The following is a 13,769-nucleotide window of genomic DNA, read 5'->3' on the forward strand; positions in this document are numbered from 1 at the left end:
CTAGAACCTTCAACTTACTAAACGCCTTCTTTATTTTTAACAGGGTAGCGACACTTAGGCGCTGTCAAAATAGCGGTTAGGATACCGCAGATGTAGCCCCTGTTTTAGTAATCATCTGCCCCTATCCCATTACATCTTTAGAGGATGTTTCAATGCGGTTTAAGTCGATTCAGGTTAGTGGTTATCAAATCTTTGCTGTTACAGGCACGAATTCGGTTTCGTTTGCGATCGACTTTACCAAAGCTAAGACACAGGGGTTGCTAGGCTTTGCAGTTGAACGTCATGACCCCCAAGAAGATGAACAATATTTCCTCTATGGGTTTAAAGTTTTCAGATCTGTTGTTGCTGTACCGACTCCCGATCTTTCTATTTCAACCAGAGATCATCCAGTACAAAGCTTTGTTTATGATGACTTCACAGCAAAGCCTGAACGAACCTATACCTATTACTTCCATCCAATTAAGGGAAAGCCCAAAAAGCTGGATCGTTCTGCTGAGCCTATTCCAATCACCATTGAGACAGAATCTACATTCTCTAAGCTCGAACACGATATCTTCTTCAATCGAGGTGTAGCCAGCAGCCAGGCATATCAACGGCGCTTTGGTAATCAAAGTCCAGAACAACTCAAAAAAGCAGGTGAGGCACAGAAAGCAAAAGAGGCCCTAAATTGGCTCAGTCGCGATCTTGATGATGCCATGCTACGTTTTATTGACCAGGCAGAAACAGGCGATACCTTACTAGGCTGTTTTTACGAGTTTCGATATGAACCTGTTATTGAGGCTTTGAGGCGTGCCGCTGTAGAGCGAAAGGTTACCTTAAAACTCATTGTTGATGCTAAGGAAAATCAAACCTCTACTAAGAAGGCGTTTCCTAGAGAGGAGAATCTTCAGCAAATTAAACAGGCTGGTCTGAAGCTTGGCACCCAAGTGCTGTTACGGGAAGCTCGCAAGAACGAAATTCAGCACAATAAATTCATGGTTCTATTGAAAGGGTCAAGTCAAGACCCTAGTGCTGTTTGGACGGGTTCCACCAATCTGTCTATCGGTGGCATTCACGGTCAAACAAATGTTGGACACTGGATTCGTAAGGCTGATGTTGCTGCCAAATTCAAAGCCTACTGGGAGCTACTGGCTAATGATCCAGGTGCTCAAAGAGGCGATACTCCAGCCGAAACTCGCCGCAAGAATAACCAGTTACGGCAAGCTGTAGCAGCAATTGATGCTTCTCCTTCTGAGTGGCGAGATTTCCCAACAGGAGTCACACCAATTTTCAGTCCACGATCCGGTTTGAAGATTTTAGAAATGTATGCGAACTTACTGGATGAAGCTGAGGGCTTGGCTTGCATTACTTTAGCGTTTGGTATCAATAAGTTATTTAAGGAGCGATTGCTTGATAATACGCACCGTAATGCCCTGACGTTTTTCTTACTTGAACGAGAAGACAAACCCGATAAAGATAACCCAGACGCATTTATTCGCTTATCTGCTCAAAATAATACATACATGGCTTTTGGCTCATACTTAAAAGAGCCAATCCACCAATGGGCTAAAGAAACTAGCGCCAAGATACTGGGTCTCAATCAGCATGTCAGCTTCATCCATTCAAAATTCCTGTTAAAAGATCCACTGAGTGATGATCCAATTGTGGTTACGGGTTCAGCAAATTTTTCGGCAGCTTCTACCAATGACAACGACGAAAATATGGTAGTGATCCGAGGCAATCAGCGGGTTGCGGATATTTATTTGACTGAATTCAATCGGCTATTTTCTCATTACTATTTCCGCTCTGTCCAATCTCGACTTAATCAAAGCGATCGCCCCAAAACGCTCCTAGCCTTTTTCTTGAAGAGACCGATCAGTGGCTAGATAAGTATTCTACAGGAAGCCTTAAGCGTAAACGAGTAGAGGTGTTTATAGAAATGGCAGATGCACAAATGTTGAGTGTGTAGTGAAAGCAACAAGTCAATCAGCGTCTAGTGCAACGTTTCGTAATTTTGAAATTCTTACAAAGGAAGTCAAACATGGACATTTATCAGCAAATCTGGGATGCCGACCAAACTGGTAGTGGTGTTAAACCCATCCTTGATAGTCAAGATGGTGATTCAGGACAAGGCTACGTCAAGGTGGCAGCGGTAGCGACGGGTGAACGAGACTTTAAGGTACTGCCAGAGGTCCAAATTCCCGCGTCAAAAATGCGGACTTATGACCTTGTGCGGGCATTATTTGACAACTATGCCCTTGACGAAGCGGACCCTGAAGTTGAGACACCTCAAGAGCGTGAGGAGGTGCACAACCTTTTGTCTGCAATTGTTGACTCGGCACCGATGCAAGTCGCTCGACGATATGTGGAAGAATCCACAAACACCGTCGTTACAAGCGAACGTTGGTATTCGACGTTGCTAGAACTTTGGTTCCGGCGTTTCTCCCAAGGTGGCGATCCTGAATTGTCAGGGTTTGAACATGTCTTTGTCGGTGAGCAAGAGGGCGCAAAGGTACAAGGCTATCACTTTTGGTATAAATACTATCTGGATGATGGTCTTGCCTCCACTATAGACCGTCACCGTTTACCAGGCTTCAAAGATGACGGGATTATTTACCTGCGGGGTAAATATGGCAATGGTCAGGAGAACTTCCCTGAATCGGTCACTATTTCCTTTCAATGGGAGGCCCCAGATTATGAGCGTGGAGCCACTCGTCCTCTAACTAAACCAATAGGCGGTTTTTTTGTTGGCTGCAGCGTTGAAGGACTCATGGCGATCGGAGCAGTCCGGGCTCATATAGGCGCACGGGCACCAAAAGAAGCTGTCATCAATGGTGCTAGATACGACCTAAAAATGTTCCGAAGTGCCAACAATCAAAACATTCGGACTTTTTACCCTGTATATTTGGGACCAGCAGGAGACAATACAAATGCTTCCTCAGGAGGGACAACACGCCCAGATGTGGAACAGTCACCCGTTGCAATTACTGTAGATAGCCCGGTAAGGATTATTGCAGCGCTGGTCAATCCTTTAGGAGACGATGAAGGGAAAGAGACGGTGACTTTGATTAACACTGGGTCAGCTAACGTTTCACTTGAGGGCTGGTTTCTGTTAGATGCGATGAACAACCGATATGTCTTATCAGACCAATCCAACGTCATGGCTCCTGCTGCTACAACCTCTATCACCTTGCCTAAAAACTCAATTCAATTATCAAATAAAGGCGGTGAGATTCGTTTGCTAAACCGTGATGGACAAGTAGTGCATAGAGTGAGTTACACCAAAGGACAAGCTCAAGAGCAAGGGCGTACCCTTATTTTCTAGAGGAAGTTAAGGAAGCTAGCCTCATGTTGATAGGGCGCAATGTCCAACTAAGGTTTCATACGGAAGCTGTCGAGGCGATAGAGGGTAGACAATGCCTAGCGCGCGAGCGCGCTAACCCTTGCGGGCACCAGACGGACTTACAGTTCTGCTTTACTTCAACGCAATCTACCGCCGGTGACGCTTACCGTTAGCTTGCTAAGTTGTCAGTCGGAACGTTAACCGATCGATTCTCTGGGGGACGCCACTTTAAATCGCTTTTCTGGCAACCAAAGCAGCACAAATTTCAGTCCATGCATGGGAAGCAGATGGCATCCTACTAGAGCGCTATGCTTACACAACAGGTGCCATAGAACCGCTGTCCAGACATTCCCACGCAGAGTATCAGTTTGGATTGAGTTTCAACTGTCAAGTTTCAATGTCGTATGCTCAAGCCTACTTGTGAAGCTCGTGTTTATGCTGACACCACTCTTCATAACCTGGGAGTGCAGACCCGCCGTCTACAACAGCCTCTGCAAGCGCATGTTAACGTTCCCGTCGCTTTGGGAGCAAAACCAACGTGAAGCCCAGAAGCAGTTCTAGGCTTCATTCACCCCCTTTGACCGCTTGGTGCAAGCATAGCCAGCCACCGCGCAACGGCTCACTTGACTCAAGCTCCTGCTGCGAAAGCGCCACTTGGACAGCATCCGGCTGCTGCCAGTTGTGCCTACAGGCGAAGAACGTCCAGCAGGCACAACGTTGAAACTGACGCTGGTGGTTGTAGACCAATGCTACCCAGACTGACCTAGCGTGTCGTGCTGGTGCCATGTGCTTGAGCATGATCAACCAGGGGCAGCTGCTTGGCTTGGGCTAAGGTCACGGCAAACTCATAAGCACACTGATAGCCTTTCTGGGTTGAGATTAAACGCCCTCCTTGATTAACAGCCAGCGCCTCTAGCTCTACGGCATAAAGTTCCATGCGCCCCTCAAGGCAGTAAAGCGAGTAGAACGACATACTTTGGCCCTAACCATAGACTCCACTAAACAATGAAAGCTTTAACCCAGTAAGGCTGTCTAGAAGCTTCCTGGCACTAACGCTTCCAATCTTAGAAAGCTTATATCATCTCTCTAGGTGAGGCTATAGATGATATAAGGCAGCTATGGAATTCAAGCAAGCAGCCATGGCAGGCGTTACAAAATAGTTAGCATCGAAACGGAAGCCGACCTGAAGCAACGGCTTAGAAGCCAAAAGATTACTTCTGTCAAAGAACGTATCCAACTGCTTTATCTGCTTAAAACTGGCAAGCGACTACGATTCAGCCCAGCGTCACCCTGCTTTCGCCCTGACGCAGGCTGCCCCAATCTGGATCGGTGCTGGCAGAAGTTCGACAGTCTGACCCGAGCGCGAGCGCTTCCTGCAAGCTTCCAGCGCAGCAGCATGAGCAAGGCGGTTAGGACACTGCTTAACATCTAGACGTTATAACAGCACATTCACTCGTGCGTACTGTGTGCTGCCGTAGCCTGTTAGTGCCAGTGGTTGGTGTTTATGTTCTTCTGTCCCTTTAAACGCTACTCAGCCGAGGCATCATAGACGGCTGAGTCTTCGTACACTAACTGCTCACCGTCTAACCCGAACTGCACCTCGATAATATGCGGCGTTTCCCCGTCCAAAAGTACAGCTTGTTGGCTCTATAGTTCACTACAACGGTTCGTAGTAAACCGTTTGACCCAATTTGCAGAGTTTTGCAGGTTTTTTGTTGTGAATGGCGGTATGCTAGCCGCTTTCTAGTACCACATTAGCTAAGGCAAGGCTATATACTCTGTAGGCGACGCTTTTAGCAGCTTTGCTGACTTTACACTGACAGGAGCCAAAATCGCCCCAGAGAGGCTGTTTTCGCTTGCTATGGCGGCTTTGCTTACTTTTGTTTGCTCGCGCATGTTTTGGCACAAAAAATTAGGGTGAAGAACTGGAGTGTTCCTCGCCCTTGGGGTGGCGTTAGGGGTTTGCAGAGGGAGGAAGAGTTGGCTTCCGTCCTCCAAGTCTTCTTCAGTATCGTCCGTTACCGTTGCGTTCTACGGCTTTAGTTTTGGTCGCTTGCACTCGCTGGTAGGCGTTGACCGTCACCTCCGTGACATAAGCAGTGGCAGCCTCAAACCCTTGTTCCTGGAACAGTCGTTGGGTGACAGGCGACTTGGTGAGTACCTGTAAGCGCTTTGTCGCTTCGGCTAAATCAGGTGTTTCCCGATAAATGGACGTAGCGATCGCCTGGTCAACTTGCTCCGGTGTGGGTGTACAACCAGCCGCGTCAAACACTTCACCAATGCGTGCCTGAGCTTCCTTGTACTGTGCCTCTAGTGGTTTGAGAGCCTGTTGAACGGTCGGTGCTGCTGAGGCGGCGACGGCCGTTGTGGTTGGCTCTGATCCTCGAAGTCTACTAGGAGTCGGTAGCACTTTGGCAGGCTTTGCTGTCTGAGTCTCTGTGGTAGCGGCAGCCTTTGTGGAACTGAAGGAAACCTGATCAACGTGCGGCTGGCTTCGCGTGGTTTCTACGACTGCGGTAACCTTTGTCAATACGTTTTTATTGACACCGGGTTCGCTGGTGACTTGCCCGACTTCGGCGCCTATTTGCCTCAGAGTGCGGAGCCAACTGTCGACGTTATGCTTTGACCAGACTTCAGGCACTTGCACGGTCTCAGGTTTGAGTACCAGAGTGGCTGTTTTTGTCACCCCAGGGACGACGCTAACTGAGCTGCGGCGATTTTGATTGAAAATTTTGCCATACTGTTTTTCTTGTTCGGTTACAAGGGTGTACGATTCTTTATCGAGCTTTCCTAGCTTTTCACCGTCCCAACTGGCAATGTAGCCTATAGCCTTACTGCCGTACCCTTCACTGATTAACCTGATGTCGTGCCGCTCTGCTTCTTCAGTGGGTTTCAAGGGTGATCCGTCCACGGGCTTGACCGTGAGGCTAAGACCGCTCTCTGTTGTAGCAATCAGGGTATCTGTTTGCGTCTCCAGGGTACCTTTTGCTAACAGTCCTACGGGGTACTGAAAGTCTTTCTGATTGCCTTTGCCCATAGAGGAGCTCAGGGTGCCGACCAGCTTCCACCCGTCGTCTGTTTGGGCTTGCAGGATCATTTTGCCGTAATGGGGGTCTTGTGCTTTCCCTGACACGTCCGGGTTAACAGGCTCGGTGCCAATGGCAATGCGTAGCGTCGGTTCCTGTGTCCAGTCAACGCCTTCCCAGTCTTCGTATTGCAACCCAATCACGGTTGCTTGCGTGAACTGGAACGTTTCAGCTTGTCGGCTCACAACGTCTGGGAAGGCAGCTAGAGCAAAGCCTTGCCCCTGGTTCGACCATGCTAGCCGTGCCCAATACTCCCGGTCTTCTGGTGGTACGGTCGCTGCCCACTCCTGACGAGCAGCGTTTGCTGCCTGTCTCAGTGCCTTGGCTTCAGTTTTGTCCCCGGCATGAGTGAATTGACCCTGTACTGTTTCCGGTTGTCGCTCAGTCAAGCTGCCTGTTTCGTGCTTCAACCGAGCAAAAACAGCCTTTGGCAGCCCTTCTGGTGCTTTCGCATGGTCTTTCTGGAGCTGGTAAAGCACACTAGGGTTAGCACGTTTTAGTACTGCTTCTGCTAGTTTTTCAGCACTGATGTTGCAGAGTGTGCCAACAGCACCCAGGCTTTTTCCATTCACAGACACCATGACCGCATAGTCATGGCTACCGCGGTTGCCTTGCTTAGTGTCCTGAGTTTGCCAGGCTTTGCCCTGAGTAATTTTCGTCCTGTCGTTATCGACAACGTTGATTTCTAGCGGTTCGCCTGTTCGTACTGCGTCCCAAAGCGGCGACGTGCCTTCGGGGTCAAAGCGCGTCAGGTTAGTGATATGAATGGCACCGTCTTTGGTCTGAAGTTGAAGTGTTGGTCCTTCTTCAGTCTGCGCTTTTTGCTCCAGTGCCGTCGCTCTGGCATTGGCGCTTTTATATGCCTGAATTTGTGTCTGTATAGCTTCTAGGTCTTTTGAAGATCGAGGCGATGTGACGAGAAACGCATCATAGGCTTTCGCTTCCTGGTAGTCTAACGGGTCAGCACTAAAGGCTTTGTTAGTCAGGGCAACCAGACGCCCGATGGCGTCCTGAGTGTTGTTGGCTAAGGGCTTTGGTGTGGCGATCGTGTTTTCACCAAACTTCTGTCTTTGCGTCAAGTAAACGTTTTTGTCTTTGCGATGGTTTACCCACGCCACGTCTTTGTAAACAGCAGCACGGGAGAACTCTAGCCAGTCCTGGTTCACTGTGCGGGCTGACTTGGGTGTGTCAACACCACGTTGCAGGTTAATTGCATTCAGCCCTTCTACTTGAAACAAGAAGCGTTCGACCTTTGCTAGCTGAGCGTTGACTTGTTCCAGCCGCTCTACTGGGTTAGCAGCAGTAGGAGCGGTGGCACCCTGAGCAAGGTCTTGCAGTTCTGCCACAAAATCGTACCCATCTTTAGTGGGCTGTGGGGCAACAAGCGGGTTTTGGCTTTGAGGATCACTTACGCGTTTGTACAACTTGCTGATCCCTGTTTTGGCTTCACTCAAGTACGCCGCTTTTTGGTCGTTAGATAGTGCTTTTAGCTCTGTCCGTAGCGCTTCCAGTCGCATACCGACGTTGGCTATGAGTCCAGTAGGGTTGTCAGCGGCGTCCAACGCTGCACTCTCTTTGGTCGTAAACCGTGCTGCCATTGCCTGGTCTTCTGGTGACAACTTCGCTAGGCTGGGGTCATAGGCATTACGTGGAATTTTCTTTTCTTTCTCCGTCTGGACAGGTCGATGCTCTGGCAGGTTGAGTTGTGTAATTTCAGTGTGGAGTGCCTTAAAACCGTGGAGACCGTCGTAGTAACCTAACTGTAGGGGTTGCTCTGGGTCAATACCAGCGTCCGGGTGGACGTAGACCTGGTTAAGTCTGTCTCGTTCGGTATTTGGCTCTGGCAGTTCAGCAAGTGTGGTGTTGTTGACGAACTCAGACACCCGGTTCCCACTGTAGTAAAGGGTAACAGCCTGACCATGAGCCAGCCCAGGGACATACACCTCATTGGGTTTAAGGCGCTCGAACGGCTGCGCTTTGACCTTCTGTAGCTCCAGTTCTGGTATAAGAGCAACGGTGTCCCCGTCAAAGTCAATAAGTTGGGCTTTGGCTGTAGCAGGGTTCAGGTACGTGACCCCGTTTTGGCGAAACGCTTCCCGGTCTTGTTCGCGAATGACGTCGAGGTTGTTAGTCAACACAGTAAACGCGCTGACATTAGACACTGGAGAGCGGTAGATCGCTACTTTGGCACCATGCGGCATACCGCTAAAGCAAACTTCGTCTTCCTGTAGCAGGGCGTGGGGCTGTGCCAGGGCAGACGGTACGTTAATGCCGCCCAACGCTAGTTCTCGCCACTCGTTTTGGAGAAAACGGTTGAGTGCGTCAGCGACTTTTTCATGCTCTAGCAGCTGCCCATAACCGCCTCTCTGCACCGTACCGAAGGTAGTGGGGTAAGTCGTGTCACTCTCTACTGGACTCACAATTTCGTCTACGGTAAAGCGCTTGATTGACTCTGCTGCTGGCTCTGCTTCTAGTACGCCGTTAGCTTGTTCGACAAACTCGGTGACTGTCAGCCCTTGAGCAGCGATTGCTTGGAGCTGTGCCCAAGTGGCTTCCGGTAGAACCGTTTGCAACTCTACTGACTGAAGACTTTCAACCACTGTTGTGGGTCGTGCGTCGGCTTTCAGGACGCGGTAGACCCAGTCCTCCCGTTCGGGCGCTTCAGTCTCTTCAAAGGCTTGAGCTTCTAAGAGCTCCTTTCGTCGTTCGTATTTGGCACAATACAGGTCGGCAATTAACCGTGGATCACTGACTGCGGCTTCTAGAACAACGCAGGCTGCTTCAACTTTAGGCTCAATGTCAAGCCGCGTACCCTCTGGTAAGTTGACCAGCACCTGGGCACCGAGCCTCTGTTGCCGCACCTGAGCTTCCGCCTTCCAGCTCCAGAAGAGGTGGTCAACGGTATGGAGTCCCACTGGTGTAGTTTTGCCGTCCCCTTTAATGGCTGACTTGGGTATGATCGCGTCTACTTCTAACTCTTGGCACAGGTTACTGGCGCGACACGTCCCCTTGATCACTCCCTGCCACTCTGGGACACCTGCCCGGAACTGGAAGGGCGTGTTTTGGGACTGTACCAGGCTGTTGAACTCCTGATTGGCAACAGCTTGCTGAGCTGTTGTGCCACCTAAAAGTGTTACCTGGTAGGTGCCGTCAGTGGCTGAAGTACCTACTAACGCTTTACCTTTCAGGAGTGCGTCAGGGTTCTCCTGCGTGGTGTAGCGCCACTGGACGATCGCGCTGCCGTCAGGTCGTACTTTTGTTTGCAGTGTGAGCTGGTCTCCGTACTCAGTATTTGGTAGTAGTTGCTGCTGGAATGCTGCAACGTCCCACAGTTGCTCATGCAAGAGCGGTTTAAGTTGCGCCTCAATGCCCTCTGCATCCAGGCTTGTGCCGCTAAAACTGAGTGTTTGTGCTACTGCCAATCGACCTTGTAGCGTCTGTAGCGTCTCCTGTGCCGTTAGTTCCCGCTGCAAAGCCGGTGCAATAAGCCCAAAGGAGTCTCCCAGTGCAGACGCAGCACGAAGTAAGGTTAGCGGATCAACTTGTGTCCCGTCCTGTTTGAGCAACGGTACGTCACCCCAAACCGCTGTGGTGTCTTTGGGGTCAGCTTCGTCGTCAATGATGAGTACCCGTCGGTTGGCTCTGAGTGTACTGGCGTTTGCGTCAGACACGGGCAGAGACCCGTAAGCGACGGCGTCAGAAAAGTTCTGTAGGATTTCTTCGTCTACCAGCTGGCACGTCTCTGCGTCGCCAAAGTAGGCTGTGCGGGCATTGCTGAACAGCAAGTGTAGCCCTTGTTCTTCTCTAAGTCGAATAAGGTCGGCTTCTGTCACCCCATCGTACAGCTTGGCAGTGTAGAGTTTCAGGTTTGGGTCTTCCAATCGCTCTGCCAGTCCTAGTTTGACCTCTAAGTAGGTATGCTTAACCACTTTAGGCGGTAGATTGAGGGTCTCGTCAGTCTTTGGATCTAGCTCAAGAAATGACAGCATGGAGAGGCCTTGTAAGAAGTTGAGTGAAGGAGCGAGAGCAGGGCTTAACCTGCTGTGGTGCAGCTGTAGAGGGAGCGAGGGTGGGGTGCGGGTGCGGGAGTAAAGTCTTCAGGCAACGGCTACTCTTCGTCGTCAAAAGGAAAAGGGTAAATTTGACCAGACGCAACCTCTTGTAGGAAAACCCTTTGGGCTTCCGAACACCGTTTGTCCAGGTAGACATACTTGGCTGCTGGGTGTGGTATCGCACTTTTCCAAGCACTAAGCGGTAGACCTTGGTCATACATGGTTTTGACGAAGGCAAAGTTGCTTTTCCACATGGCAGCGTCCCTCACTTCAAAAGGGGTGCGGGGTTCCTGGCGCATCAGTGGCGGTTTGAAGTTGGCGTTGAGTTCTAGCCACTCGTGGTATTTATAGACTAAGAGCCATGCCCACTCGTCTTCATGCAGTTGGTCTAGCGGCGGCTCGACAATTTGTCTGGGTTCAATGTCTCTTTCTATGGGTTCGCCCACCCAAACCCAATCGCCCTGGTGAAGCTCTTCTGTGCCAGTTTCTGCGGGTTTCATGTGTCAATATTTACGAGAAGACTGCTATACCAGTCTCTCAAGAACGATTTATGCCGTTCTCCGTAAATGTCTCTAAGTCTCCAAGCCAAACTGTCGCGCGTGTCCGTAATCCGCGCAAAACGGCTGAAAAACCCATTCCCAAAGCGGCTGCTTCAGGAATGCGGTCAGTCAAAATTTGAGTTAGTAGCGGTTGGTACGTCCGGCTGCTTCGTTCTTCTGACGCAGCGCTTCGTTCGCAGCTGTGATCGCCCCAGGGACAATCGATCCGTTCTCTCCATAGCCTTCGTTGAGGTAGGCGACAGCGTCAGTCAATTGCTGAGGGGTATACCGCAAGCCGAGGTGACGTGGGAACCCGTTGATGTCGGACTCTCCAATGACTACACCAGTGGCACGGCTGATCTCGCGCTTGGCAGCGGAAACGCCCATGCCACCGTTTTTGCCCAGGTAAATCGCCAAAGTCAGCGATGTCCGAGAATAGCGTTCGAAGAGTTCTCCAGCGAAGAACGTGAACGCTTCAGACAGGAATGCTGAGTTCACTCGCACTTCCCCAGTTTCGTCCCCAAGGAACCCATAGAGCGCATTCATTTCTGCCTCGGGTACTTCACTCGGGGGTTGGCGCTTGATGCGGCGCATGACCGGCATGAGTGCGTTGACATACGGTTGCCGTCGATTGCCCGTCCCCGAAATCGTTTCTGGTGCATCGAGTTCAGGGATCGCAGGCGGATCGACGTGTACTTGTCTGCTGGGCATCGCGGACACGTTTGCTGTTACGTCAGAAAGGTCTGAGTATGCCTCGATCTCCGGGACGAGGCTGGTTTCGTCACTTTCAGGTGGCTTTGGTCTGCTGGTGCGTCGACTGGAACTACTTGTCATAAGGTCTCCTGTGAAATTAGTAGGAAATTCGGTCTTATGACTCGACAGAGTGAGTATAAAGGGCTTTATGCGTGTGACCTAGTGTAGTCAATAGGTCGGGATGGTTCGGTACTTGTTAGCGACGGCTCATCTTACTTAACCACAACCAAGCCAGGGTGCCGATTGTGAAGCGACAGCACCCTTATGCTTTGGCTTCGGTCTCATACCGATGCCCTTGAAATCTTAAAGCTTGTCTAAACGTCCCGACACCAGTTCGCTTAAGCGCTTTACTGCTTACCTTATCTGACCAACGCGCTCAAGTCCTGTTCCTCATCTACCAGCAGGTGTTTAACGCTACGGTTGAGCGACTTTAGAATGTATGTCCTTTAGCTAGTTTTGCTCTGAGCAATCGCCCTCGATTGACCAGCCTGCTTGCTGCGAGTGTTTCTAGTTGTTGCTGAAGTCGCTGTTTGCTTGCTGCTGACTCCAGTCGGTTGATTGAAAGCGATCGTCAGTGAGTCACGGTCACGGTCTGGTGCTAGTTCTGCGGTCTGCTGCTCTGACTTGACTGAGTTGTGGTTTGTCGCACGTGTAGCGGTGGCGCGGTCTACGGTCAGAGGTTCAACTGCTTTGACGACCGCTGCTGTAAGGACGGTGCTAACTTGGGTGACATCGGTTGTGTCGTTAAGGTTGGGAGCAAACATTTTGCTGTACAGACAGTAGAAGCCTACGAACAAAATAAAGCTGAAAAGAGTGTCTTCCATGGTTCTTCAATGCTGATTGTGGAAAGTTTACTCCAACGCAGCGTCAGCTGTTTGGAGTGTGGTGTGCAAGTTGTTTACGTTCGCTCTGCCAGTTGTCTACTAGACGATTGTAAAAGCAGAAGAAAGCTATAAACAACCCGATTTCGATGACGATTTCCATACTCACTCTCAGTGTTAAACAGGATTAGCCTGCACTTCCCCATCCTCGCGTAGCAGATGGGGATTAAGGCGCAGCAATGGAGCGAACGCGTTGCAGTAGCTGAGCTATGAGCAACGGCACCAGCCGATGTATGAGCGTTTCGTCGTAGGTTAGTGTGGGGAAGTGTCACTGTGGCAGGCAAAAAGACCTGACCTGCTCTGTGGCTTTGCAGAGCGCTTCTGTCGTCAAGTGTGGGTAAAGCGCGTCCCGCTCAAACCCGTTCAGGCTGAAACGTTCGTACTCTTCCCAGGTAACATTACCTCGCTGAATTAATGCTTGGACTGCCTCAGAGACTTTTTTAAGCTCTGCTGGCGGTGTTTCAAGTTCCACTGGTGTTGTTTCGATCGGTTGATGGGACATGCGTCTGCTCTGCTTAAATGCTTACTAATGCTGCGTCAGCAGGGAAATGACTCGCTGATCCTTCGCCAAAAAATTGCAAAGCTTCGCAAAAAACTTTCGAGGCGATGTCTGACTGAAAACCATGAAGTACTCTACGAGGGTACTCCATGGTCGTTAGGAAGCTTAGAAGTGTCGCTCAGGGTCAAAGTCGTCCCCCTCAGTTTGTCCCACTGCCACTGCTGTTTGTGGGTCTTCAGTCCAAGGCAGGTCAGAGGTTTCCTCTGCCTCTACTTGCCCGCATGGGTGCCGACAAACCGTTGTGGCGTGATCAGCGTTATACCAGTTGTCGGGCTCTTCCAGGTTAGAAGCAGGCGGTACTACTTGCGGTTCAAAGTCCAACTGTGACAGTTCGAGCGTTGCTGTAACCTTGACCAGGTATTGCCCAGCAGGCTTATGAGCGAACATTTGCTGCAAGGACTTGCGAAAGTCGGGACTGGTGAGCCTCACTGTGTCGTTGCAGCTAAACCGCTTCCATGCTTCCTCCGCGTCAGGGTCTGACTCTACTGTAAGGAAGCATGTACTAGTCATGGTCTCGATTGTGGGAAAGTCGTCTGGCAGGTCGTAGTCTTTGCGATCGCTGAATTGTATTCTGGAG

11 protein-coding genes are annotated in these 13,769 nt (G+C 50.4%); 3 read left to right on the plus strand and 8 right to left on the minus strand.

Annotated elements, in window-relative coordinates; translation table 11 throughout:
* The first annotated feature begins 257 nt into the window (after window positions 1–257).
* Both H6F76_RS03180 and H6F76_RS03185 read left to right on the plus strand, forming a co-directional pair.
* Window positions 258–1,865, plus strand: coding sequence for a phospholipase D-like domain-containing protein (locus H6F76_RS03180; protein ID WP_190505873.1), 1,608 nt, complete (start codon window positions 258–260; stop codon window positions 1,863–1,865).
* A 155-nt stretch (window positions 1,866–2,020) separates the two neighbouring features.
* Window positions 2,021–3,304 (plus strand): lamin tail domain-containing protein, encoded by a 1,284-nt coding sequence (locus tag H6F76_RS03185; RefSeq protein WP_190505875.1) that lies wholly within the window; start codon window positions 2,021–2,023, stop codon window positions 3,302–3,304.
* A 582-nt stretch (window positions 3,305–3,886) separates the two neighbouring features.
* Here the strand turns inward: H6F76_RS03185 and H6F76_RS03190 are convergent.
* From H6F76_RS03190 to H6F76_RS03205, 4 genes are all read right to left on the minus strand, one after another.
* On the minus strand, window positions 3,887–4,108 hold the full coding sequence (locus H6F76_RS03190; protein WP_206754318.1) for a hypothetical protein: 222 nt from the start codon (window positions 4,106–4,108) through the stop codon (window positions 3,887–3,889).
* Window positions 4,086–4,295 carry a hypothetical protein gene (locus tag H6F76_RS03195; RefSeq protein WP_190505879.1) on the minus strand — a complete coding sequence of 70 codons (210 nt, stop codon included), beginning with the start codon at window positions 4,293–4,295 and terminating at the stop codon, window positions 4,086–4,088. Before H6F76_RS03195 ends, H6F76_RS03190 begins: the two co-directional genes overlap by 23 nt.
* Before the next feature lie 1,032 nt (window positions 4,296–5,327).
* Window positions 5,328–10,397: a hypothetical protein gene (locus H6F76_RS03200; RefSeq protein WP_190505880.1), complete on the minus strand. Its 5,070-nt coding sequence runs from the start codon at window positions 10,395–10,397 to the stop codon at window positions 5,328–5,330.
* Window positions 10,398–10,516: 119 nt separating this feature from the next.
* On the minus strand, window positions 10,517–10,960 hold the full coding sequence (locus H6F76_RS03205; protein ID WP_190449748.1) for a hypothetical protein: 444 nt from the start codon (window positions 10,958–10,960) through the stop codon (window positions 10,517–10,519).
* A 50-nt stretch (window positions 10,961–11,010) separates the two neighbouring features.
* Here H6F76_RS03205 and H6F76_RS30850 point away from each other — a divergent pair, with 50 nt between their 5' ends.
* Complete coding sequence (locus tag H6F76_RS30850; RefSeq protein WP_277881178.1) at window positions 11,011–11,139, plus strand: hypothetical protein; 129 nt, start codon at window positions 11,011–11,013, stop codon at window positions 11,137–11,139.
* Between the two features lies 1 nt (window position 11,140).
* Here H6F76_RS30850 and H6F76_RS03210 read toward each other — a convergent pair whose 3' ends face one another.
* The 4 genes from H6F76_RS03210 to H6F76_RS03225 all read right to left on the minus strand — a co-directional run bounded on the left by H6F76_RS03210 (window position 11,141) and on the right by H6F76_RS03225 (window position 13,702).
* The gene (locus tag H6F76_RS03210) at window positions 11,141–11,833 is read right to left on the minus strand and encodes a hypothetical protein (protein WP_190505881.1); all 693 of its coding nucleotides are present in this window, start codon (window positions 11,831–11,833) and stop codon (window positions 11,141–11,143) included.
* A 365-nt stretch (window positions 11,834–12,198) separates the two neighbouring features.
* Window positions 12,199–12,576, minus strand: coding sequence for a hypothetical protein (locus H6F76_RS03215; RefSeq protein WP_190505882.1), 378 nt, complete (start codon window positions 12,574–12,576; stop codon window positions 12,199–12,201).
* A 325-nt stretch (window positions 12,577–12,901) separates the two neighbouring features.
* Entirely contained in the window at window positions 12,902–13,135 is a 234-nt protein-coding gene (locus H6F76_RS03220; protein WP_190505883.1) for a hypothetical protein, read from the minus strand.
* Between the two features lie 162 nt (window positions 13,136–13,297).
* A complete protein-coding gene (locus H6F76_RS03225) occupies window positions 13,298–13,702 on the minus strand; it encodes a hypothetical protein (protein WP_190449740.1) in 405 nt (134 codons plus the stop codon).
* Between the last annotated feature and the right edge of the window lie 67 nt (window positions 13,703–13,769).

Origin of the sequence: Leptolyngbya sp. FACHB-321 (assembly GCF_014695975.1) — a bacterium.
Lineage (GTDB): Bacteria > Cyanobacteriota > Cyanobacteriia > Leptolyngbyales > Leptolyngbyaceae > Stenomitos.

Coding starts and splice junctions, on each gene's coding strand:
- H6F76_RS03215 (WP_190505882.1), bottom strand. CDS start 12,576: ATGGAAGACACTCTTTTCAGCTTTATTTTGTTCGTAGGCTTCTACTGT.
- H6F76_RS03195 (WP_190505879.1), bottom strand. CDS start 4,295: ATGTCGTTCTACTCGCTTTACTGCCTTGAGGGGCGCATGGAACTTTAT.
- H6F76_RS03205 (WP_190449748.1), bottom strand. CDS start 10,960: ATGAAACCCGCAGAAACTGGCACAGAAGAGCTTCACCAGGGCGATTGG.
- H6F76_RS03190 (WP_206754318.1), bottom strand. CDS start 4,108: ATGGCACCAGCACGACACGCTAGGTCAGTCTGGGTAGCATTGGTCTAC.
- H6F76_RS03185 (WP_190505875.1), top strand. CDS start 2,021: ATGGACATTTATCAGCAAATCTGGGATGCCGACCAAACTGGTAGTGGT.
- H6F76_RS03220 (WP_190505883.1), bottom strand. CDS start 13,135: ATGTCCCATCAACCGATCGAAACAACACCAGTGGAACTTGAAACACCG.
- H6F76_RS03225 (WP_190449740.1), bottom strand. CDS start 13,702: ATGACTAGTACATGCTTCCTTACAGTAGAGTCAGACCCTGACGCGGAG.
- H6F76_RS03200 (WP_190505880.1), bottom strand. CDS start 10,397: ATGCTGTCATTTCTTGAGCTAGATCCAAAGACTGACGAGACCCTCAAT.
- H6F76_RS03210 (WP_190505881.1), bottom strand. CDS start 11,833: ATGACAAGTAGTTCCAGTCGACGCACCAGCAGACCAAAGCCACCTGAA.
- H6F76_RS30850 (WP_277881178.1), top strand. CDS start 11,011: ATGCCGTTCTCCGTAAATGTCTCTAAGTCTCCAAGCCAAACTGTCGCG.